The organism is Rhizobium sp. AN6A, assembly GCF_900215635.1.
Taxonomy (GTDB): domain Bacteria; phylum Pseudomonadota; class Alphaproteobacteria; order Rhizobiales; family Rhizobiaceae; genus Agrobacterium; species Agrobacterium tumefaciens.
Genome location: NZ_OCNC01000004.1, coordinates 1,242,611 through 1,263,092, shown reverse-complemented (window position 1 = coordinate 1,263,092; position 20,482 = coordinate 1,242,611). Strand labels below are relative to the sequence as shown.

Annotated in this window: 18 protein-coding genes; 10 read left to right on the top strand and 8 right to left on the bottom strand. The window is 58.7% G+C overall.

Features of this window, described 5'->3' with window-relative positions:
- Positions 1-5: 5 nt before the first annotated feature.
- Entirely contained in the window at positions 6-1,055 is a 1,050-nt protein-coding gene (locus CRO62_RS18630; RefSeq protein WP_323455509.1) for a Fe(3+) ABC transporter substrate-binding protein, read from the bottom strand.
- 172 nt (positions 1,056-1,227) lie between these two features.
- Here CRO62_RS18630 and rirA point away from each other — a divergent pair, with 172 nt between their 5' ends.
- The 7 genes from rirA (at position 1,228) to CRO62_RS18595 (ending at position 7,491) form a co-directional block, all read left to right on the top strand.
- Positions 1,228-1,698, top strand: a complete 471-nt coding sequence (gene rirA, locus CRO62_RS18625) for an iron-responsive transcriptional regulator RirA (protein WP_003514531.1) — start codon at positions 1,228-1,230, stop codon at positions 1,696-1,698.
- 170 nt (positions 1,699-1,868) lie between these two features.
- Positions 1,869-2,915, top strand: a complete 1,047-nt coding sequence (locus CRO62_RS18620; RefSeq protein ID WP_097101134.1) for an AbrB family transcriptional regulator — start codon at positions 1,869-1,871, stop codon at positions 2,913-2,915.
- Positions 2,916-3,056: 141 nt separating this feature from the next.
- Complete coding sequence (locus CRO62_RS18615) at positions 3,057-3,968, top strand: ABC transporter substrate-binding protein (protein WP_097101133.1); 912 nt, start codon at positions 3,057-3,059, stop codon at positions 3,966-3,968.
- Positions 3,969-4,055: 87 nt separating this feature from the next.
- Positions 4,056-5,222: an ABC transporter permease gene (locus tag CRO62_RS18610; RefSeq protein WP_179784569.1), complete on the top strand. Its 1,167-nt coding sequence runs from the start codon at positions 4,056-4,058 to the stop codon at positions 5,220-5,222.
- Positions 5,219-6,157, top strand: coding sequence for an ABC transporter ATP-binding protein (locus CRO62_RS18605; RefSeq protein WP_097101132.1), 939 nt, complete (start codon positions 5,219-5,221; stop codon positions 6,155-6,157). The genes CRO62_RS18610 and CRO62_RS18605 overlap by 4 nt, the downstream gene beginning before the upstream one ends.
- Positions 6,154-6,894 carry an ABC transporter permease gene (locus CRO62_RS18600; RefSeq protein ID WP_097101131.1) on the top strand — a complete coding sequence of 247 codons (741 nt, stop codon included), beginning with the start codon at positions 6,154-6,156 and terminating at the stop codon, positions 6,892-6,894. Before CRO62_RS18605 ends, CRO62_RS18600 begins: the two co-directional genes overlap by 4 nt.
- Before the next feature lie 108 nt (positions 6,895-7,002).
- Positions 7,003-7,491 carry a gluconokinase gene (locus CRO62_RS18595; protein WP_179784650.1) on the top strand — a complete coding sequence of 163 codons (489 nt, stop codon included), beginning with the start codon at positions 7,003-7,005 and terminating at the stop codon, positions 7,489-7,491.
- On the opposite strand, the gene CRO62_RS18590 is transcribed toward CRO62_RS18595, so the two are convergent.
- From CRO62_RS18590 to CRO62_RS18560, 7 genes are all read right to left on the bottom strand, one after another.
- Positions 7,488-8,789 (bottom strand): NAD(P)/FAD-dependent oxidoreductase, encoded by a 1,302-nt coding sequence (locus tag CRO62_RS18590; RefSeq protein ID WP_179784568.1) that lies wholly within the window; start codon positions 8,787-8,789, stop codon positions 7,488-7,490. The genes CRO62_RS18595 and CRO62_RS18590 overlap by 4 nt on opposite strands.
- Before the next feature lies 1 nt (position 8,790).
- A complete protein-coding gene (locus CRO62_RS18585) occupies positions 8,791-10,152 on the bottom strand; it encodes a glutamine synthetase family protein (RefSeq protein WP_179784567.1) in 1,362 nt (453 codons plus the stop codon).
- Positions 10,153-10,387: 235 nt separating this feature from the next.
- Positions 10,388-11,635, bottom strand: a complete 1,248-nt coding sequence (locus CRO62_RS18580) for an NAD(P)/FAD-dependent oxidoreductase (protein ID WP_065661495.1) — start codon at positions 11,633-11,635, stop codon at positions 10,388-10,390.
- Between the two features lie 102 nt (positions 11,636-11,737).
- Positions 11,738-13,378 (bottom strand): ABC transporter ATP-binding protein, encoded by a 1,641-nt coding sequence (locus CRO62_RS18575; RefSeq protein ID WP_034501848.1) that lies wholly within the window; start codon positions 13,376-13,378, stop codon positions 11,738-11,740.
- Between the two features lie 5 nt (positions 13,379-13,383).
- On the bottom strand, positions 13,384-14,529 hold the full coding sequence (locus tag CRO62_RS18570; RefSeq protein WP_003514514.1) for an ABC transporter permease: 1,146 nt from the start codon (positions 14,527-14,529) through the stop codon (positions 13,384-13,386).
- Positions 14,529-15,623 carry a microcin C ABC transporter permease YejB gene (locus tag CRO62_RS18565; protein ID WP_003514512.1) on the bottom strand — a complete coding sequence of 365 codons (1,095 nt, stop codon included), beginning with the start codon at positions 15,621-15,623 and terminating at the stop codon, positions 14,529-14,531. Before CRO62_RS18565 ends, CRO62_RS18570 begins: the two co-directional genes overlap by 1 nt.
- A 142-nt stretch (positions 15,624-15,765) precedes the next feature.
- A complete protein-coding gene (locus CRO62_RS18560) occupies positions 15,766-17,610 on the bottom strand; it encodes an extracellular solute-binding protein (RefSeq protein WP_097101129.1) in 1,845 nt (614 codons plus the stop codon).
- Between the two features lie 206 nt (positions 17,611-17,816).
- Between CRO62_RS18560 and mepA the strand changes: the two genes are divergently transcribed.
- The 3 genes from mepA to CRO62_RS18545 all read left to right on the top strand — a co-directional run bounded on the left by mepA (position 17,817) and on the right by CRO62_RS18545 (position 20,395).
- A complete protein-coding gene (mepA, locus tag CRO62_RS18555; protein ID WP_065661497.1) occupies positions 17,817-18,866 on the top strand; it encodes a penicillin-insensitive murein endopeptidase in 1,050 nt (349 codons plus the stop codon).
- A 101-nt stretch (positions 18,867-18,967) separates the two neighbouring features.
- Positions 18,968-19,351 carry a methylglyoxal synthase gene (locus CRO62_RS18550; RefSeq protein ID WP_097101128.1) on the top strand — a complete coding sequence of 128 codons (384 nt, stop codon included), beginning with the start codon at positions 18,968-18,970 and terminating at the stop codon, positions 19,349-19,351.
- Between the two features lie 21 nt (positions 19,352-19,372).
- Positions 19,373-20,395 carry a glucokinase gene (locus CRO62_RS18545; protein WP_065703630.1) on the top strand — a complete coding sequence of 341 codons (1,023 nt, stop codon included), beginning with the start codon at positions 19,373-19,375 and terminating at the stop codon, positions 20,393-20,395.
- Positions 20,396-20,482: the final 87 nt, after the last annotated feature.

Sequence of the window (20,482 nt, the reverse complement as noted above, 5' to 3'; positions counted from 1 at the left end):
CGGCGTCAATTGGTCGGGCCGTCGTTGAAACCCACTTCGTCCACCAGCTCGGATGCCTGTTTGCGGTGGGCGGCAATATCCGTCAGTGGCAGCTTGTCCGGATTGATGGGGCCGAAGCCCTTCACGACATCGGAAGGCTCCGCGCCGGGCAGCACCGGGTATTCGAAGACCTGCTTGGCATAGATTTCCTGCGCCTCGCGCGATGCCAGGAATTCCATCAGCTTCAGCGCATTGTCCTTGTTGGGTGCGTATTTCGTCAGCGCCATGCCGGAAATATTCACATGCGTTCCTCGGTCGCCCGCATTGGGAAAGATCACCCGCACCGATCCCGCCCAAACCTTTTCCTCCGGCTCGCGGTCGTTGGTCAGCATCAGGCCGACATAATAGGTATTGCCGAGCGCGATATCGCATTCGCCGGAAAATATCGATTTGGCCTGGCTGCGGTCTGTTCCATCAGGCTTGCGGGCAAGATTGTTCTTGAGGCCGGTCAGCCATGTCCGGGTATAATCGACACCATGATGGGCGATCATCGAGGCGATCAGCGCGATATTGTAGGAATGCTGACCGTCGCGAATGCAGATCTTGCCCTTCCATTTCGGATCGGCAAGCTCTTCATAGGTGATGTCTTTCTGGGTGACCCGATCCTTCGAGGCATAGACCACGCGGCCACGCGTCGTCAGGCCGAACCACTCGCCTTGCGGATCGCGCAGATTGGCCGGGATATCCTTTTCAATGACGGGATCGTTCAGCACCGGCTGTGTGACGCCGCCTTCTTTCGCCTCGACAAGCCGGGCGATATCGACCGTCAACAGCACGTCGGCCGGCGAATTGACGCCTTCCGCCTGAATGCGCTCCACCAGACCCTTGTCGAGGAAGAGAACGTTGGCCTCTATGCCCGTTTCTTTCGTGAAGGCATCGAGCAGCGGCTGGATCAACTCGGGCTGCCGGTAGGAGTAGACGTTCACCTCACCGTCCGCAAAAGCAGCGGGCGCGGCCGAGAGGATCGTCAGACCCGAAAAAACGGCAGCGGAAAAACACGATTTCAAGCTTGCCATTGAGAATGCCTCCATTACATTCAGATTCTTGACTTGTTGTTCATGAATCATCAAAGCGGTCAACAAGGCTGTCCGAGAAATATCGGATGGCTGCCAGTTTTTTCAGTTTCTGGAATTGTTCTAAACTGAAAAAGAGACTATATAACTCCACATTGAGAGTTAGGAGACCAGCATGCGTTTGACCAAACAGACCAACTATGCCGTTCGCATGTTGATGTATTGCGCCGCAAATGAAGGCAAGTTGAGCCGCATTCCGGAGATCGCCAGGGCTTATGGCGTATCTGAGCTGTTCCTTTTCAAAATTCTGCAGCCGCTCAACAAGGCCGGTCTGGTAGAAACCGTGCGCGGCCGTAACGGCGGCGTGCGTCTTGGCAAACCCGCTGAGAAAATCAGCCTGTTTGACGTGGTGAAGGTGACCGAAGACAGCTTTGCCATGGCGGAATGCTTCGAGGACGGCGCTGTCGAATGTCCGCTTGTGGACAGCTGCGGCCTCAACTCGGCGCTTCGCAAGGCGCTCAATGCCTTCTTCGATGTGCTGGCGGAATATTCCATCGACGATCTCGTCAAGGCGCGGCCGCAGATCAACTTCCTGCTCGGCATCGACACGGAAATGCCGAAGATCGCCGCCTTGCCGGCCGCCTGATCATCCCATTGCCCAAGCGGCAATTGCGCTAACCCGTGTCCGCAGGTCACGGGCTTTTCTTTTATAGAATACTCCGGAAATGCAATATTTTTGGTCGAGCGTGTTGACGCCAGGAGACGAAGCGGCGCATTTGGTCGCGAGCTTTTTTGAAGCAATCAGCCAGCGTCGCAATGATCATCAAGCCTGAATTCCATACATTTGCACTTACCGCGCTCGTCGGCAGCATGGGTGCGCTGCTTGCCAGTCTCCTTAACGTTCCAGCGCCGTTTCTGTCCGGTCCTGCGCTCGCCGTGACGATTACGGGACTGGCGGGCGTGAAGCTTGGGATTCCCGCCTTCATCCGCAATGCCTGTTTCGTTGTGGTCGGCATTTCGATGGGAACGAGCGTAACGCCGTCGGTGATCGATGCCGCGAAGACATGGCCACTGAGCTTCGTCATCGTGCTCGCTGCAGTCGTAATCATGCTGTATGTCGCCTATTGGATCCTGCATTACGGCTTCGGATACGACAGGACGACGGCGATGCTGGGCGCTTCGCCCGGGCACCTCAGCTATATTATCAGCCTCGGCGCCGAGACGAAAAGCGACCTTGCGACCGTCAGCATCGTGCAAAGCGTGCGGGTGCTGGCGCTGACGCTTTCCGTGCCGCTGATCGTTGAATATTTCGATCTCGTCAGCACGGAACCGCTCATCGCCAATCCACCGATGGGCCTGTTCACACTGGCCCTGACCATTGGTGCGTCGCTTGCGATGGGATGGCTGTTCCTTCGCTGGAGATTTCCCGCAGCCCTGCTGCTCGGCGGCGTCGCGGTTTCCATCGGCACCCATATTACCGGCCTTACCGAGGGCGGTGTTCCGAGCTGGCTCAGCCTGCCGGTCTATGTGCTGATCGGCTGCCTCATCGGCACGCGCTTTTCGAATGTGTCGCTGATGGATGTGCGAAAAGGCTTTCTGGCGGGTTTCGTCGTCACCATCGCCGTGATGGTGATCGCCGGAAGTATCGCCTGGATGATTTCCAACATTACAGGCGTTCCGCTCAATGCGGTGATGATCGCCTATTCGCCGGGCGGGCTTGAAACCATGGCGGCGATGGCCGTGATGATGCATGCCGATACCGCCTATGTCGGCTCACATCACGTTCTCAGACTTCTGTTCCTGTCGGTTCTCATGCCGCTCGTCATGGGCAAGGATGCACGCAAGCGGGACGGCGAAATCTAAGCCGGGCCAGCGCCCTCGCCATTCAGGTAAAAAACGCCAATGGCGTTGCAACCATTTGTTCCTCTGGCCGTTCTTTTTTCTCCGCAATTGCGGCGGCGATTTTTCGCGTGTTCGACAGGCTGACCCACCGGAGGACTATTCATGAACCGCTTGATGATGTTGACAGGCGCCGGATTTGCGCTTGCCCTTTCTGTTTCCTTCGCTCAGGCGCAGGTGGTGGTGTCGTCTAAGATCGACACGGAGGGCGGCGTTCTCGGCAACATCATCCTTGCCGTGCTGAACAAGAACAATATCGAGACGACGGATCGCATCCAGCTCGGCGCTACCCCGGTCGTCAGAAAAGCGATCACTGCGGGCGAGATCGACATTTATCCGGAATACACAGGCAACGCCGCCTTCTTCTTCTCCAAGGCGGACGACCCGCTCTGGAAAGATGCCGCCAAGGCTTACCAGGAAGCCAAGACACTCGACTATGACGCCAACAAGATCGTCTGGCTGACACCATCGCCCGCAAACAACACCTGGGCGATTGCGCTGCGCAAGGATGTTGCCGACAAGAACAATCTGAAGACGCTTTCGGATTTCGGCAAATACATCTCCGGTGGCGGTGAGGTGGTTCTTGCCGCCTCCTCGGAATTCGTCAATTCCGCAGCCGCCCTGCCGGCATTTCAGACCACCTACGGCTTCACCATGAAACCGGATCAGCTGATCACGCTTTCCGGTGGCGATACGGCCGCCACTATCGCTGCAGCCGCCAATCAGACGAACAATGCCAATGCTGCCATGGTCTATGGCACCGATGGTGGCATCGCGCCGTCCGGTCTTGTCGTGCTTGAGGACGACAGGCATGTTCAACCCGTCTACCAGCCCGCGCCGATCATTCGCGAGGAAGTTCTGAAAAAGAACCCCAATATCGAGGCATTGCTGAAACCCGTTTTCGAAAAGCTGGATCTGGCAACCTTGCAGGAGCTGAACGCCCGCGTGCAGGTGGGGGGCGAACAGGCCAAGGCAGTTGCGGCCGACTTCCTGACGAAGAACGGTTTCCTCAAGTAATTGCCAGAGAACCGTTGGGGCGGGATAGCGGAAACCATGTGAGGTTTTCACCATCCCGTCCGAACCTATGATCCGGGGGAGCGGAACTTGACGAAATGGCCTGACAAGGTAGGCGTGCTGATTTCGTGCCTGCTTCTCTACGCGCTTTTCGCGGCCCCCTTCATGACATTCCGAGCCAACCGGATCATTCAGGGTGAAACGCGAACGATCTTCGAAGCGCTTCCGGTTGCTGCTGCTGCGCTCCTCATCGCCATCATTGTTGTCGCCGCCTTCATCGCCTTTTTCCGGTTTCCGGCGCGCCTGAAACTCGCCGCCGCGCTGGTCGGTCTCGCGGCGCTGGCGATCTTCGTCGGGCAGGCGGCGTCTGCGCTGACACCTGAGGGCAACAGTTTTGCCCGCGTTTCGCCCGCCAGCGGTTTCTGGTTGATGTTTGCAGGGCTTGCATTGCTCGCCACCGATTGCATTGCACGTCTCCAGCCGAAACCCACTTTGCGGATTTTCCTGTTGCTGGTGGCAACCGGGACGCTTGCGGCGGTCCTGACAAGCGGCCTCTGGGACGATCTCTCCATCATCAAGGAATATACCGGCCGGGCAGATATCTTCTGGACCGAAGCCCTGCGGCATGTGGAACTTGCCATCGGCTCGCTGGTTGCGGCCACCCTCGCCGGTATCCCGCTCGGCATTCTCTGTTACAAGGTCGAGCGATTGCGCTCCGGTGTACTGAACGCTCTCAATATCGTCCAGACCATTCCCTCCATCGCACTTTTCGGTCTTTTGATCGCGCCACTCGGATGGATGGCAGCCAATGTGCCGGGTGCGGCGAAGATCGGCATCGCCGGCATCGGCATGGCGCCTGCCTTCGTGGCGCTGTTTCTCTATTCGCTGCTGCCCGTCGTCTCCAATACGGTGGTCGGCCTGTCCGGCGTTTCGCAGGCAGTGCGGGAAGCCGCGCGCGGGCTTGGCATGACGCCACTGCAAAGACTGCTGCGGGTGGAGTTTCCGCTCGCCATGCCCGTCATCCTCACCGGCATCCGTATCGTGCTGGTGCAGAATATCGGTCTTGCGACCATCGCAGCACTGATCGGCGGCGGTGGATTTGGCGTTTTCGTGTTTCAGGGTATCGGGCAGACGGCGATGGACCTCGTACTGCTCGGCACCGTGCCGACCGTTCTGCTCGGCTTCGCCGCCGCGATTACGCTTGATGCCCTTATCGACAGCAATCTCTTCAGCGCAGGCGGAAGGCAAAAGGCATGATCGAGATCGACACCATCACGAAACGATATGGCGATACGACCGTGGTCGACGAGGTCTCCCTGACCGTGGCGCCGCGCACCGTCACCGTCATCGTCGGCACTTCCGGGTCGGGAAAAACCACACTGCTGCGCATGATAAACCGGCTGGTGGAGCCGACCTCCGGCACTATCCGCATCGACGGAGACGATGTGAGCACCATGCCGGGCTACAAGCTGCGCCGTCAGATCGGCTATGCCATTCAGGGCCATGGGCTGTTTCCGCATCGCACCGTGGCGGAGAATATCGCGACCGTGCCCCAGCTGATCGGCTGGGACCGCAAACGAATCGATGCGAAAATCGACGCGCTGATGCGGCTCTTCCAGCTGGACCCGGCGCTTTATGCCAACCGCTTTCCGCATGAGCTTTCAGGCGGCCAGCAACAGCGTGTCGGCGTGGCGCGTGCGCTTGCGGCCGAGCCGAACATTCTCCTGATGGACGAACCTTTCGGTGCTCTGGACCCGGTTATCCGCGCCAAGGCCCAGAACGATCTTCTCGATATTCAGAAGAAGCTCGGCGTCACCATCGTTCTTGTCACGCACGATATGGACGAGGCCTTTCACCTGGCGGACCGCATTGCCGTCATGGACAAGGGCCGTATCGTTCAGGACTGCCCGCCGGCCGAGCTGGTGCTAAAACCGGCAACGAATTTCGTCCGCACCATGATCGGCGAAAACGAGCGCGCCCTGAAACTGCTATCCGTCCTGTCGGTTGCAGACGTCGTGGAGCCGGGAAGCGCTGAAGGCGAACCTTTGAATGAACATACCAGCCAGCGCGACGCCCTGTCTGCAATGTTGTGGGCGGGCTGCGATACCTTGCCGGTGCTGAAAGACGATGGCAAACCCGCAGGTATCGTGCGGCGCGATGTTCTCCTCCAGCGGGCTGCCGGAACCCCATGAAAAATGCCGCTTCGTTTTTCGCCCCCGGGCTTCTGGTGCTGGCGCTGATCGCCTTTCTCTCGGCGCCGCAGGTTTTCGCACCGATATTCCGCCCTCTTGTGCAGACCAATGCGCCGGCGATCTACACCCAGGCCAATCTGCTTTCCCTGACACTGTCGCATCTGACCATTGTCGGAATCGCAACGGGGCTGGCCACGCTGGTGGCGGGAGCCCTTGCGGTTCTCGTCACCCGCCCTTTCGGCGCGGATTTTCTGCCGCTATCGCGCAGCATCGTCAATATCGGCCAGACCTTTCCGCCGGTGGCGGTGCTGGCGCTTGCCGTGCCGATGATCGGTTTTGGCGAGAAACCGACGCTCATCGCACTGTTTCTCTATGCGCTTTTACCGGTTTTCGAAAATACGCTGACAGGGCTGACCACGCTGCCACCAACCGTCATGGATGCCGCAAAGGGCGCCGGCATGACCGGCTGGCAACGGCTTGTCAAAGTGGAGCTGCCACTTGCGCTTCCGGCGATCCTCGCAGGCACCAGGCTTTCGGCGGTGATCAGCCTTTCAACAGCAACCATCGGTTCCACGGTCGCGGCCCGCACGCTCGGAGAGGTGATCATCGCCGGCCTGCAATCCAACAATCTCGCCTTCATCCTTCAGGGCGGATTGATCGTCGCTGTGCTGGCAATCCTGATCCACGCCGGCTTTTCAGCACTGGAAAAGGCAGCGGCCCGCAAAACCGGGCACTGACAAACGCAAGCTCCTCATTTTTATGTTCCCGACATCCGCCGCGCATGTTAGGGGCTGACCGTCGAAACAGAAACATTCGAGGTTCGGGTGACAAAGGCAATCGTCGTGATGGGAGTGAGCGGCTCTGGCAAGTCCACGGTCGCAGAGGAACTGGCGGAAAAACTGGGCATTGCCTTTATTGAGGGCGACAAGCTTCACCCGAAATCCAATGTCGAGAAAATGTCAGAGGGGATTCCGCTGACCGATGAAGATCGCTGGCCCTGGCTCGATCTCATTGGCGCAGAACTGCGCAAGGGAAACGAAAATAACGGTGTCGTCGTTTCCTGCTCGGCGCTGAAGAAAATCTATCGCGACCGCCTTCGCGAGGCTACCGGTGGCCCGCTCGCTTTCGTCTATCTGGACGGCAGCCTGGAACTTCTCAGCAGGCGCATGGGCGAACGCAAGGGCCACTTCATGCCGCTCTCGCTGCTCCAGACCCAGCTTGCCACGCTGGAAGTGCCGACCGGCGAACCCGGCGTCGTAACCGTCAGCATCGGCGCCACGCCGGAGGAAATTACCGCAAACGCACTTTCGGGCCTGAAAGCGGTGGCTTTTTAAAATCCGATCCTGTCGCGCATGCCGTACCACCATGCACCAAGCACGGTCAGCGGCACGCGGAACGTTTTACCGCCCGGGAACGGATAATTCGGCAGGGAACTCCAGACATCGAAACGCTCGGCGTGGCCTGCAACGGCCTCGCCCAATATCTTGCCGAGCAGATGCGTGGTGGTGACACCGTGGCCGCTGTCGCCATGCGAAAAATAGACATTGTCCGATAGTTTGCCCATATGCGGGATGCGCGTCAGCGTCAGCGCGAAATTGCCGCTCCAGGCGAAATCGATCTTCGTCTTTTCCAGTTGCGGGAAAGTCTTCAGCATATTCGGACGGATCACCCCGGTCAGATCCGCCGGATCGCTGCCGCCATAACCGATACCACCGCCATACAGCAGGCGGTTGTCGGCGGTGCGGCGATAATAATCGAGAATATAATTGGCATCCTCGACGCAATAATTGGCTGGCAGGAGTTCCTCGATCAGATCGGCATCAAGCGGTTCTGTCGCCATGACCTGGCTTGAGACCGGCATCATCCGGTCGCCGATTTCCGGCAGCAGCTTGCCGAGATAGGCATTGCCGCAGACGAGAACATATTTCGCCTTCACGCTGCCCGTCGCCGTGCGCACGACAGGGTTTACGCCCTGCTCCAGCGAAATGACCCGCGAATTTTCGAATATGCGCGCACCGAGACTTTCGGCCGCCGCTGCTTCCCCCTGCACCAGATTGAGCGGATGGATGTGGCCGCCGAAACGGTCGATCATGCCGCCGGCATAACGATCGGTCCGCACGTATTTTCCGACATCGGCTTTAGAGACTATATCAAGCCCGCCATGGCCGTGTTTTTCCCAATGGGCCTTGTGGGCCTCCATCTCGCGGATCTGTTTCGTCGTGAAGGCCGCAAAGAAACCGCCATCGACGAGATCGCAATCGATAGCGTATTTCGCAATGCGGCTGCGGATGATCGCCCCGCCTTCCAGCGACATTTCGCCGAGTTTCACCGCCTTGTCGTGGCCGTAACGACTGGCGATTGTTTCGAGGTCGCGGCTATAGCCATTGACGATCTGGCCGCCATTGCGCCCCGAGGCGCCAAAGCCGACCCGCACGCCTTCCAGCACGATAACGGAATAGCCGCGTTCGGAAAGTTCGAGTGCTGCGGAAATGCCGGTAAACCCGCCACCGATGACGCAGACATCCGCTTCCATTGCGCCTTCAAGCGTGGGCCGCACGGATTTGACATTGGCGGAGGCCGCATACCAGGAGGATGTGTGGCCGGGATTGGGAATAGTCGTCACCTCAGCCATCTCACACCGTTCTGATATAGGCGTCATATTCGACGTCGGTTACACGCAGGGAAAATTCGGAAAGTTCCTGCTGTTTGCAGGCGGAAAACAGCGTGCGATAACGCTGGCCGAGCGTCGCATAGGCGAAACTCGAACGCGTGAAGCGCTGCAATGCATAATCCCAGTTGGTGGGCAGAGGTTCGTGATTGATAGCGTGGCTGTCCCCGGAAATCGCGCCGCCCGGCTGGCGTTTTTCCTTCATGCCGGCAAGGGCAGCACTCAGGATCATCGCCACAACAAGATAGGGATTGGTATCGGCGCCTGCGACACGATGTTCGATGCGGGTTGCGGCCTTGCTGGCAGTGATAACGCGCACCGCCGCCGAGCGGTTGTCTATGCCCCAGGAGGCATAGGTGGGCGCATGTTCGCTGGGCGTCAGGCGGCGATAGGAATTGGCATGGGGAGCGAAGATCGCCATGCTCTCCCCTATGTTTTCCAGAAGGCCGCCGACCGAATGCATCAGCGCGTCCGATGGGCCGTTTTCCCCGGCGTAGATATTCCTGCCGTCACTATCGAGAACGGAAAAATGCACATGCATGCCATTGCCGGCCTGCAACCCGTAGGGCTTCGCCATGAAGGTGGCGTCGAGATCGTGCCGCCGCGCCACACCCTTGACGATACGTTTCAGGAAGACAGCGAAATCGGCGGCCCGCAACGCGTCAGGCACATGATTGAGGTTGATTTCATATTGGCCGGGGCCGTTTTCCCGCAGCGTCGTATCGGCAAGAACACCCTGCGCCCGGCAAGCGGTGGCGATATCATGGAAGACATCCTCGAAATCCTGCAATTCGGAAATCGACAGAACCTGTGTCTGGCCCGTGTGCCACCGGCCTTCGCGGCTGTGCGGCGGACGAACGGGATCAAGCGCAGAGCGAACCGGATCGATCAGGTAAAATTCGAGTTCGGTCGCCACGACCGGCGTGAGGCCGGCCTTTTTGTAGGCTTCCAGCACCCGTGCCAGAACATTGCGCGGATCGCCATAAAACCCGGTTCCATCCGGATTTTTCATCGCGAGCAGGACTTGCGCGGTCGGCCGGCCAAGCCATGTCACCCGAGACAGCGTGCCCGGGACAGGAAAGCAGAACCCGTCCGGATCGCCCGTCCCTTCGGCGAGGCCTGCGGCATGCACATCGCGGCCCCAGATATCCAGCGCATAGACCGAGCGTGGGATCGCCATTCCCTTTTCAAGAACGTCAATCGCCCTTTCGCGCGGAATCCATTTGCCGCGCGGCACGCCGTTCGCGTCTATGACAAAGGCTTCGAGAATTTCGATATCGGGGTTATCGTCGAAAAATTTCTTTGCTTTTTCAATATCATCCATCATGCACCAGCAGGCCGTTTCTCTTCTGTTTCGCGCGCAGAAGCGCTTCGCTAACGAAAATCGTCCTGCTGTTGATAGATGAGAAACCTCGCCGTCATGATGACGCTTGCCCCTTTTCCCTTTGGATAAGCTCATGTTACGTGGCCCGCCCTAGGAAGGCCAGCGGATTCGGCCATCAGAGCGGGATGGCGAAAAGTGTGCACGGTTTTCGCCAGAGATGACTTCAGTTCATCAGGATCTAGGGATTGAACCTTTCGGGTCGGTAGGCATCGATGGCGATGACGGGCGTTTCTCCCAGCATGGTTTCCGCCAGCACACGGCCGGTGATGGGCCCGAGTGTCAGGCCGTGATGGGCGTGACCGAACGAGAACCACAATGTCCTGTGGCGCGGCGCCTTGCCGATGATCGGCATCATATCCGGTGTGCAGGGACGCGCGCCCATCCAGGGTTCCGCATCCAGCCTGCCGCCCAGAGGAAAGACGGTGCGGGCCACCCGTTCCGCACGCTCGATCTGTACAGGGGATTTCGGCGCATCGCGTTCGGCGAATTCCGCGCCGGTCGTCAGGCGGATGCCCTTTCGCATTGGCGCGAGGAAATAACCGCGCTCGGCGTCGATCAGCCAGTTGTTGAGCTTGGTGCCCTCCTGCGGCGCATAGTGCATGTGATATCCGCGTTTGACGCCGAGCGGGAAGCGGTAACCGAGCCTTTCCGTCACCGTATCCGCCCAGGGGCCCAGTGCGACAACGGCATGTTCGGCCTCCACCGCCCCGGTTTCGGTGCGTACCGTCCAACCACTTGTCGTCTGGCTGAGCGTGGATGCATCGCCCCGGACAAAGGTTCCGCCAAGGCTCTCGAACAGTTTGACATAGGCGAGCGTCAGCGCATGTGGATCGCGCACCGACCATGGATCGTTCCATTTCAAACCGCCGACGAAATCCCGGCTGAGATGCGGCTCCGCCGCGGCGAGTTCCGCCCCATCGAGTTTCGTGTGGGAGATGCCGTGGTCGCGCGCCAGACGTTCGGCGAAAGCAAAGTCTGCATCCCGCCTTTCGGCGGTCCTGTAGGCCTCCATCCAACCGTTTTTCACGATTAGATCGCCGGCTTTGGCTTCATCGATAAGGATGCTGTGTTCGGAGACCGAATGCTCGATCAGTGGCGCGTAGGCGCGGGCAATTGCTGCGTGGCGCGTGGCCGCAGAATTATACCAGTAGCGGCCAAGAAAAGGCGCGATCCTGGGCAGGGCCGAGAGATGATAACGGGCATCGATGCTGTTGTTCAGGGAATAGCGGAGAAGCCGGCTAACTTCCTGCGGGAAGGCGTAGGGAACGACACCCTCTCTCTGGATCAGTCCGGCATTGCCGAAGGAGGTTTCCTCACCCGGTCCCCGCCGGTCCACCAGCACCACCGATTTGCCCCTGCGGGCCAGTTGCAAAGCGACGGAGACCCCGATGATCCCCGCCCCCAAAACGATCACATCCGCTGCCATGGCATTCAATCCGTTTGCGTATCTCGTCCCCGCAACATGGGTCGGCATTTTGCGCAAAGCAACAGAAAAATCATCGTCTTAATAGAAACAGCAATGCGCCCGTTACTGGCTCACCGCTTTGGTTTCGACTGCCTCGATATTGAAGGCAGCAGCCAGCAGGGCCTTGGTATATTCCTGTTGCGGATCAGCGAATATCTCCGCTGCCGGGCCGCTCTCCACCACCTTGCCGTTGCGCATGACGATTACGTCGTTGGCAAGCGCTTTAACTACCTTCAGGTCGTGGCTGATGAAGAGATAGGCGAGTTCGTGGCGGGCCTGAAGATCGCGCAAGAGATCGACCACCTGTGCCTGCACGCTCATGTCGAGCGCCGATGTGGGTTCGTCCAACATGACGAAGCGGGGCTTCAACACCATGGCGCGGGCAATGGCGATACGCTGGCGCTGGCCACCGGAAAATTCATGCGGATAGCGCCAGCGCGTCGCCGGGTCGAGCCCGACTTCTTCCAGCGCCTGGGCGACACGGGTATCCCGCTCATCGGCGGAAAGTTGCCGCTCATGCACCTTCAGACCCTCGGCGACGATTTCGCCCACCGACATGCGTGGGCTGAGCGAACCGTAAGGATCCTGAAACACCACCTGAAGCCGGTTTCTGAGCGGCTTCATCATTTCATAGGAATAGCTGTCGATCGACTGACCGATGAAACTGATACGCCCCTCAGACGCGATCAGACGCGAGAGGGCGAGACCGAGTGTCGTTTTGCCGGAACCGGATTCGCCCACGACGCCAACCGTCTGTCCTGCGCGCAGGGTAATATCGATACCGTCAACCGCCTTCACGTGGTCGACCACCTTGCGCATCAGCCCCGCCTTGATCGGGAACCAGACCTTTATGTCGTCGCCCTGCATGACGACAGGTTTGCTGGCATCGGAAAGCGGCGGCTCGCCCTTGGGTTCGGCAGCCAGAAGATGGCGGGTATAGGCATGCTGCGGATCGGTAAACACCTGCTCCACCGTGCCGGTCTCGACGATCTTTCCCTTGGTCATCACGCAGACACGATCGGCAAACTTACGGACAATGCCGAGATCGTGGGTGATGAACAGCATGGACATGCCGTGCCGGTTTTTGAGGTCGCTCAGCAGTTCAAGGATCTGCGCCTGAACGGTTACATCGAGTGCGGTCGTGGGTTCATCTGCGATCAGCAGTTTCGGCCGGTTGGCAAGCGCCATGGCGATCATCACGCGCTGCCGCTGGCCGCCGGACAATTCATGCGGATAGGCCTTCAGGCGCTTTTCCGGCTCGCGGATACCCACCTGCAATAACAGTTCCAGCGTGCGCGCCCGCGCTTCAGCGCCGGTGATTGCCTGATGCAGCTCCAGAATCTCGCCGATCTGCCGCTCGATGGTGTGGAGCGGGTTGAGCGAGGTCATCGGCTCCTGGAAAATCATGGTGATGTCGTTGCCGCGAACAGCGCGCAACGCGCGTTCCGGCAGGGTCAGCATATCCTTCCCGTCGAACAGGATTTTGCCCGAAGGATGGCTCGCCGCCGGATAGGGCAGCAATTTGAGAATGGAGTTCGCCGTGACCGATTTGCCGGAGCCGGATTCCCCGACTAGGGCGACAACTTCGCCCGGCATCAGGTCGAAGGAGACATGATCTACGGCGATGCTGGTGGCGCCACCCTGATGGAAAGCAACGGAGAGATCACGGACGGAGAGAAGCGGCTGGGTCTTTGTTTCCATCATGGCGATCACCGGAACGTCTTGCGTGGGTCGAAGGCGTCTCGCACCGCCTCGCCGACGAAGATCAGCAGCGACAGCATGATGGACATGGTGAAGAAGGCCGTGAGGCCAAGCCAGGGCGCCTGAAGATTGTTCTTGCCCTGCGCGATCATCTCGCCCAGCGACGGCGATCCCGGCGGCATGCCGAAGCCGAGGAAATCGAGCGAGGTCAAAGTGGTGATCGAGCCGGAGAGGATGAACGGCAGGAAGGTCAGTGTTGCCACCATGGCGTTTGGCAGGAGATGCCGGAACATGATTGTCCAGTTGCCGACGCCAAGGGCGCGGGCGGCGCGGACATATTCGAAGTTTCTGGCACGCAGGAATTCCGCCCGCACGATGCCGACGAAGCCGACCCATGAAAACAGCAGCATGATGCCAAGCAGCACGAAGAAACCCGGCGGCAGAATAGCCGCGATGATCAGCAGGATGTAAAGCACTGGCATGGATGACCAGATTTCAATGAAACGCTGCAACAGCAGGTCCGTCCAGCCGCCGAAATAACCCTGGATGGCGCCGGCAGTCACCCCAACGAGAGCGGAAGCGATCGTCAGCGTCAGGCCGAAAAGCACGGAAATACGGAAGCCATAGATCATCCGCGCCGTGACGTCGCGTGCCTGATTGTCGGTTCCGAGCCAATTGAGATTGCCGAGCGTACAGCCGGGATCGGCATTACCCTGCGGGTAGGCCGAGCAACGGTCCTTTTCATCCATCAGCCAGAAGGGTGCCGTGGGCGCGGAATGCGGAATGTTGGAATTGACCGTCTGATAGGAATAACGGATCGGCGGCCAGATCATCCAGCCATTGGCGTTGATCTCGTCCTGAATGAAGGAGGATTTGTAGTCAGTCTGGGCAAGGAAGCCGCCGAATTTTTCCTCCGGATAATCGACCATGACCGGCACCAGAAATTCGCCCTTGTAGGAAGCGAAAATGGGTTTGTCATTGGCGATGAATTCCGCAATCAGGCTCAGGAAAAACAGGATCAGGAACAGCCAGAAGGACCAGTAACCGCGCCGGTTTGCCTTGAAATTCTGCCATCGGCGCTTGGTGGTTGGTGAAAACCACGGGCGCTTCGGCTTTACCAACGTTTCCGTTGCGGCGGTATGGGCAAGCGTCATCACACGTCCCTCCGCTCGAAATCGATGCGCGGATCGATCCATGTGTAGATAAGGTCGGATAGGAGGCTGACCACGAGGCCCATCAGCGAAAAGATGAAGAGCGTGCCGAACACGATCGGGTAGTCGCGATTGACGACCGAGAGATAACCGAGGCGGCCTAGGCCATCCAGCGAGAAGATATTCTCGATCAGCAGCGAGCCGGTGAAGAATGCCGAGATGAAGGCGCCCGGAAAACCGGCAATCACGATCAGCATCGCATTGCGGAAGACGTGGCCATAAAGAACCTTGCGTTCGCTAAGGCCCTTGGCGCGGGCGGTCACGACATATTGCTTCTTGATCTCGTCGATGAAGGAATTCTTCGTCAGAAGCGTCGTCGTCGCGAAAGCAGAAAGCGACAGCGCGATCAGCGGCAGGGTCAGGTGCCAGAAATAGTCGATGATCTTCTGCCACCAGTTCAGCTGGTCAAAATTGTCCGATACCAGACCGCGCAGCGGGAACCAGTCGAAGAACGATCCACCGGCGAAAAGCACGATGAGAAGAATGCCGAACAGGAAGCTCGGAACGGCATAACCGATGATGATGATGCCTGATGTCCAGATATCAAAGGTCGAGCCGTCGGAAACGGCTTTCTTGATGCCGAGTGGAATGGAGATCATGTACGAGATGATCAGGATCCAGAAGCCGAGCGACATCGAGACCGGCAGCTTGTCGATGATGAGATCGATGACCGAGGAATTGCGGAAGAAGCTGTCGCCGAAATCGAAGCGTATGTAATTCCACATCATTTCGAGAAAACGGGTGAGCGGCGGCTTGTCGAAACCGAACTGTTTCTCAAGCTTGGCGATCAGCTCCGGATCAAGGCCCTGCGCACCGCGATACTTCGAGCCGCTTTCATCGAAACCGCCGGATTGGCCCATAAGATCGCCGCCGCCGGAGAGGCGGTCGGAGGCGCTGTCGCCCTGCCCAGTCAGTTGCGCGACGACCTGTTCCACCGGCCCGCCCGGCGCGAACTGGATGACAAGAAACGAAATGCCCATAATGCCGATAATGGTCGGGATCATCAGCGCCAGACGTCTGAGAATATAGGCGCCCATCAGCCTTTGCTCCCGGCCGATACGTCAGCGGTTTTCGTTTCTGTCAAACCCGGTCCTTTCCTGAAAGCGCTGCCTTGCGCGATCCAAGCGATTCGTCTCGCCCTATGTGAATCAAGCCTTCGGCGCGAAAGCAAGCGCGGCGTCAGTTCGAGGCCTGGCTGGACCACCATGCTTCCGGAAAACCGATGCCATATTGCGGCAGGTTTTCCGGACGGATGAGCGTGTTCCAGTAAGCGATGAACATCTCGCCGCGATAAAATTGCGGTATGACGTAGCTGTTTGCCAGAAGCACCCGGTCAAGCGCCCGCGCGGCGGCCACCTGCTCATCCCGGTTGGGCGCAAATATGACCTTCCTGACCAAAGCGTCGACGGCGGGGTTCTTGATGCCGGCGAGATTGTTGGAGCCCTGCCGGTCGGCCGCCGCCGAACCCCAGAAATCCGCCTGTTCGTTTCCGGGATTTGCCGACGTCGCCCAGAGCTTGACCGCCACGTCGAAATCGAAGCTGCGGGTACGGTTGGTATATTGCGAGGCATCGACGGTGCGGATGGTCGCGTTGACGCCGATCTTCTTCAGGTTCTGGACATAGGGCAGGATGGTTCTTTCCATGCCGGAGGAATCGATCAGAAACTCCATATCCAGCGGCTGCCCGCTCGCCGCGTTGACCATGCGGTTGCCGCGCAGCTCATAACCTGCCTCCTTCATCAGCTTGACCGCCTCGCGCAGATTGTCACGCTGTTTGGCGGGTTCACCCGCGACGGGATTGCTATATTCGGTGGTGAAGACCTCCGGCGGCACCTGATCCTTCAACTCCTGAAGAATTTCGAGTTCACGACCGGTCGGCAGGCCGGAAGAGGCGAGCTCGCTGCCCATGAAAAAGCTGTTGATGCGCTGAAACTGACCGTAAGCCAGCGTCCTGTTCAACTCTTCGAAGTCGAAAGCATAGTTAAGCGCCTTGCGCAGTTTCGGGTTCTGGAACTTCTCCCGCCGCATGTTCGGCACGAAGGCCTGCATGATGCCGACGGAGCGGTAGATATTCGGCAATTCCTCCTTTCTGACGCGGCCATCCTTGACGGCCGGAAAATCATAACCAGTGACCCAGCGGCTGGAAGAAGCTTCCTGCCGGAAATCGACTGTGCCTGATTTGAAAGCCTGGAACTCGACGTCCTGATCGGCGAAGAAGGTATAGGCGATTGTTTTGAAATTGTGCTGGCCGACATTCACATTGATGTCCTTGCCCCAATAGTCGTCACGTCGCTCATAGGTCATCGTCGATCCGGGAGACAGCGACGCTATTCTATACGGGCCAGACCCCATCACCGGCTCCAACGTGCCACGCGATATGTCGCGCGGCTTGCCATCCGGACCAACGCCCTCCCACCAGTGTTTGGGAACAATCAGCAACTGCCCGACGATCTGCGGCAATTCGCGATTGTTCTTTTCATCGAAGGTAAAGGTGATGTCCCTTTCACCCGTCACCTCTGCCTTGGTGACATGGGTGTAATAGGTCGCAAGCTGCGGGCTGAGATCTTTGGCTTTTTCAAAGCTGAAGACGACATCTTCCGGCGTCAGCGGCTTGCCGTCGGCCCATTTCGCTTCTGCGCGCAGCCTGAAGGTGGCTTTGGAGATATCGTCGGGATAGCTCACGCCCTCTGCCAGGAGACCGTAGGAGGCCGAGAGTTCCTCTTCCGTCGATTTCATCAGAGTGTCGAAAACCAGTGAAAGACCTGTGGCCGCCTCACCCTTTGCGAGCAGCGGATTGAGCGTGTCGAACGTTCCCGACGTCGACAGGCGTAGCGTGCCGCCTTTTGGCGCCTTGGTGTTCACATAGTCAAAATGATCAAAACCATCGGGATGCCTTAATTCCCCGACCGTCGAGATTCCCTTTCGCCACACCTCCGCAGACTGTGCGGAGGCGGCCGCCGGCATCAGCATGGCGGAGGCCGCAAGAGCGACGAGAAGCCGGGATTTCAGCGGTGCCAATTTCATTCGGGACGTTCCCTGTTTTCGTGTTTGTAGAAGAGAGCATAAAACAAACATTGGCAAAAAACAGATGCTCCGGCTCACAAGCTCTTTATTGAGGCCTTTATTCGCATGCCTTGGTGCGGGCGGCTTGAAACATGGTTTCAACAAAATCCCGATCCAGTTTATCCTGAGGGGCGAGAGAATCATTTAGTCGGAACGGGCACGAATATATGACGGCGGGATCATCCAGAGTTTTCAAGGCGGCCATGCTGGCGATTTCGGTCGTTTCGGCGCTCCAGTTGCAGACGCAAATCGCATCGGCCGAGGACAGGCCCGCGAAAGAAGTATTCGGCCATATCGACCTGCCATCTGCGAATAGCTCCCAGCCGATCGGCTCCTATGCAAAGGGATGTCAGTCCGGCGCCATCGCCATGCCCGCGGATGGCCCGACGTGGCAAGCCATGCGCCTTTCCCGCAATCGCAACTGGGGCCAACCGCAGCTCATTTCCTTCCTCGAGCGGTTTTCGCAGGATGCACAGAAAATCGGCTGGCCGGGCCTGTTGCTCGGCGATATCTCACAGCCGCGCGGTGGACCGATGCTGACCGGCCATGCCTCGCACCAGATCGGCCTCGATGTCGATGTGTGGTGGCGGCCCATGCCGAACCCGAGGCTGACGGTGCAGCAGCGCGAGACGCTGCCTTTCGTTTCCATGCTTGATAAGTCCAAGTTCCTGACGGTCGACGACCGCAAATGGTCGCCGCTCAATGCACGGCTGGTGATGATGGCAGCGAGTTATCCGCAGGTGGAGCGGGTCTTCGTGAACCCGGCAATCAAGCAGAAACTCTGCCAGACATGGACCGGCGACCGCACCTTCATGGGCAAGATCAGGCCGATCTACGGTCACGACGAACATTTCCACATCCGGCTGGAATGCCCGCCCGGCGCGCCCAACTGCAAACCTCAGGCCGAAGTTGGCAAAGGTGACGGTTGCGACAAGTCGCTGGCCTGGTGGTTCACCAAGGAACCATGGGCGCCGCCGAAGAAAGACCCCAATGCCAAGCCGGTGAAACCCCGTCAGGTCATGGTCTCCGATCTGCCCGCAGCCTGTGCCGCCGTGGCCGCCGCCCCATCCGCCAATACGGAAGGTTTTGCTGCACAGGCATATTCCCCGGCCCAGGCCGTGCGCCAGCAAGGCGTGGAACAGATCATCCAGAACGCTCCGGCCATTCAGCCACCTGCGGATATTCCGCTTCCGACCCAGCGCCCGACATTGAACTGAAACAGAAATGCGGCATTAAACAGCTTCCCTTTTCAAATGGGGACAAGCTGTTATAGAAGGCTTCAAATCGATTTAATTCTTTATGGGAACAGGCTGGGGACATGGCAGGACAACGCTGTATCGCACTCATCGCTCACGACGAGAAAAAAGACGATATGGCGGATTTTGCGCGTCATCACCAAAAGGTGCTTTCGGGCTTCAAGATCGTCGCCACCGGCACCACCGGCGGGCGCGTTCAGGAAGCCTGCCCCGAACTCAGCGTCATTCGTCTCAAAAGCGGCCCACTTGGCGGTGACCAGCAGATCGGTGCGATGATCGCGACCGGTGAGGTCGATATGCTTATCTTCTTCACCGACCCGCTGACGGCGATGCCGCATGATGTGGATGTGAAGGCGCTGACGCGGCTTGCCACGGTTTACGATATTCCCATGGCGCTCAATCGCGCCACCGCAGAAAACCTGATCGACTTCAACCTCGCCGAATGATGCGCCAACATGGAACAGGTAATGCCGAAGACGTCCGATACCGAATATCTTTCCTTTCCGATCCTTCTTGGCGACATCGGCGGCACCAATGCCCGCTTTTCCATTCTGATCGATTCCTTTGCGGAACCGGTGCACCTCACCACCGTGAAAACAGCGGAATATCCGACAATTGACGACGCCATCCAGCAGGCGGTTCTGGACAAGACCTCGCTTCAGCCCGTCTCGACCATCCTTGCGATCGCCGGCCCCATCGAAGGCGACGAAATTCCGCTGACCAACTGCCATTGGGTCGTCAAGCCGAAGGATATGCTGGCCAAACTCGGCCTGAAGGACGTCATCGTCATCAACGACTTCGAGGCGCAGGCGTTGGCTATTGCCGCGCTCGACGACGACAACCGCGATTCTATCGGTTCCGGCAAAAAAGACATGCTGGCATCGCGCGTCGTTCTCGGACCAGGCACAGGCCTTGGCGTTGCCGGTCTGGTTTACGCCCGACATATGTGGTTTCCAGTGCCCGGCGAAGGCGGCCATATCGATATCGGCCCCAGAAGCGCGCGTGACTATGCGGTCTTTCCGCATATCGAGACCATCGAGGGCCGTGTCGCCGGCGAACAGATCCTTTGCGGGCGCGGGCTGGTCAATCTTTACCGGGCCATCTGCACCGCCGATGGCATCGAGCCGATCTTTTCCGATCCGGCCGACATAACCTCGCAGGGGCTTTCGGGCCAGAACCCGCAGGCGAAAGAGACGCTTTCGCTTTTCAGCACCTATCTCGGCCGTGTGGCGGGTGACCTTGCCCTGATCTTCATGGCCAAGGGCGGTGTCTATCTCGCAGGTGGCATTTCGCAGAAAATCGTTCCCGCGCTGAAAAGCCCTGAATTCCGGGCGGCGTTCGAAGACAAGGCGCCGCACAGTGCCCTGATGCGCAGCATTCCCACCTTCGTCGTTACCCATCCACAGGCGGCTCTTTCAGGTCTCGCCACCTACGCGCGCACCCCTTCGGATTTCGGCCTTTCACTCGACGGGCGGCGCTGGAGAGCCTGATCGGCGCTTGGGACAGGCTTGCGAAGCGGGCGGGCGGTCTTTAACGTCGGTGAGGTATGGGTCGGTCTATTGAATGGCGACTTTGAA

What these genes read in the sequence shown, in the direction of transcription:
- CRO62_RS18545 (WP_065703630.1), top strand. Translation starts at nt 19,373, where the DNA reads ATGCCGAAGACGTCCGATACCGAATATCTTTCCTTTCCGATCCTTCTT.
- CRO62_RS18550 (WP_097101128.1), top strand. Translation starts at nt 18,968, where the DNA reads ATGGCAGGACAACGCTGTATCGCACTCATCGCTCACGACGAGAAAAAA.
- CRO62_RS18590 (WP_179784568.1), bottom strand. Translation starts at nt 8,789, where the DNA reads ATGGCTGAGGTGACGACTATTCCCAATCCCGGCCACACATCCTCCTGG.
- rirA (WP_003514531.1), top strand. Translation starts at nt 1,228, where the DNA reads ATGCGTTTGACCAAACAGACCAACTATGCCGTTCGCATGTTGATGTAT.
- CRO62_RS18575 (WP_034501848.1), bottom strand. Translation starts at nt 13,378, where the DNA reads ATGATGGAAACAAAGACCCAGCCGCTTCTCTCCGTCCGTGATCTCTCC.
- CRO62_RS18560 (WP_097101129.1), bottom strand. Translation starts at nt 17,610, where the DNA reads ATGAAATTGGCACCGCTGAAATCCCGGCTTCTCGTCGCTCTTGCGGCC.
- CRO62_RS18595 (WP_179784650.1), top strand. Translation starts at nt 7,003, where the DNA reads ATGGGAGTGAGCGGCTCTGGCAAGTCCACGGTCGCAGAGGAACTGGCG.
- mepA (WP_065661497.1), top strand. Translation starts at nt 17,817, where the DNA reads ATGACGGCGGGATCATCCAGAGTTTTCAAGGCGGCCATGCTGGCGATT.
- CRO62_RS18615 (WP_097101133.1), top strand. Translation starts at nt 3,057, where the DNA reads ATGAACCGCTTGATGATGTTGACAGGCGCCGGATTTGCGCTTGCCCTT.
- CRO62_RS18605 (WP_097101132.1), top strand. Translation starts at nt 5,219, where the DNA reads ATGATCGAGATCGACACCATCACGAAACGATATGGCGATACGACCGTG.
- CRO62_RS18580 (WP_065661495.1), bottom strand. Translation starts at nt 11,635, where the DNA reads ATGGCAGCGGATGTGATCGTTTTGGGGGCGGGGATCATCGGGGTCTCC.
- CRO62_RS18570 (WP_003514514.1), bottom strand. Translation starts at nt 14,529, where the DNA reads ATGACGCTTGCCCATACCGCCGCAACGGAAACGTTGGTAAAGCCGAAG.
- CRO62_RS18565 (WP_003514512.1), bottom strand. Translation starts at nt 15,623, where the DNA reads ATGGGCGCCTATATTCTCAGACGTCTGGCGCTGATGATCCCGACCATT.
- CRO62_RS18620 (WP_097101134.1), top strand. Translation starts at nt 1,869, where the DNA reads ATGATCATCAAGCCTGAATTCCATACATTTGCACTTACCGCGCTCGTC.
- CRO62_RS18630 (WP_323455509.1), bottom strand. Translation starts at nt 1,055, where the DNA reads ATGGCAAGCTTGAAATCGTGTTTTTCCGCTGCCGTTTTTTCGGGTCTG.
- CRO62_RS18600 (WP_097101131.1), top strand. Translation starts at nt 6,154, where the DNA reads ATGAAAAATGCCGCTTCGTTTTTCGCCCCCGGGCTTCTGGTGCTGGCG.
- CRO62_RS18585 (WP_179784567.1), bottom strand. Translation starts at nt 10,152, where the DNA reads ATGATGGATGATATTGAAAAAGCAAAGAAATTTTTCGACGATAACCCC.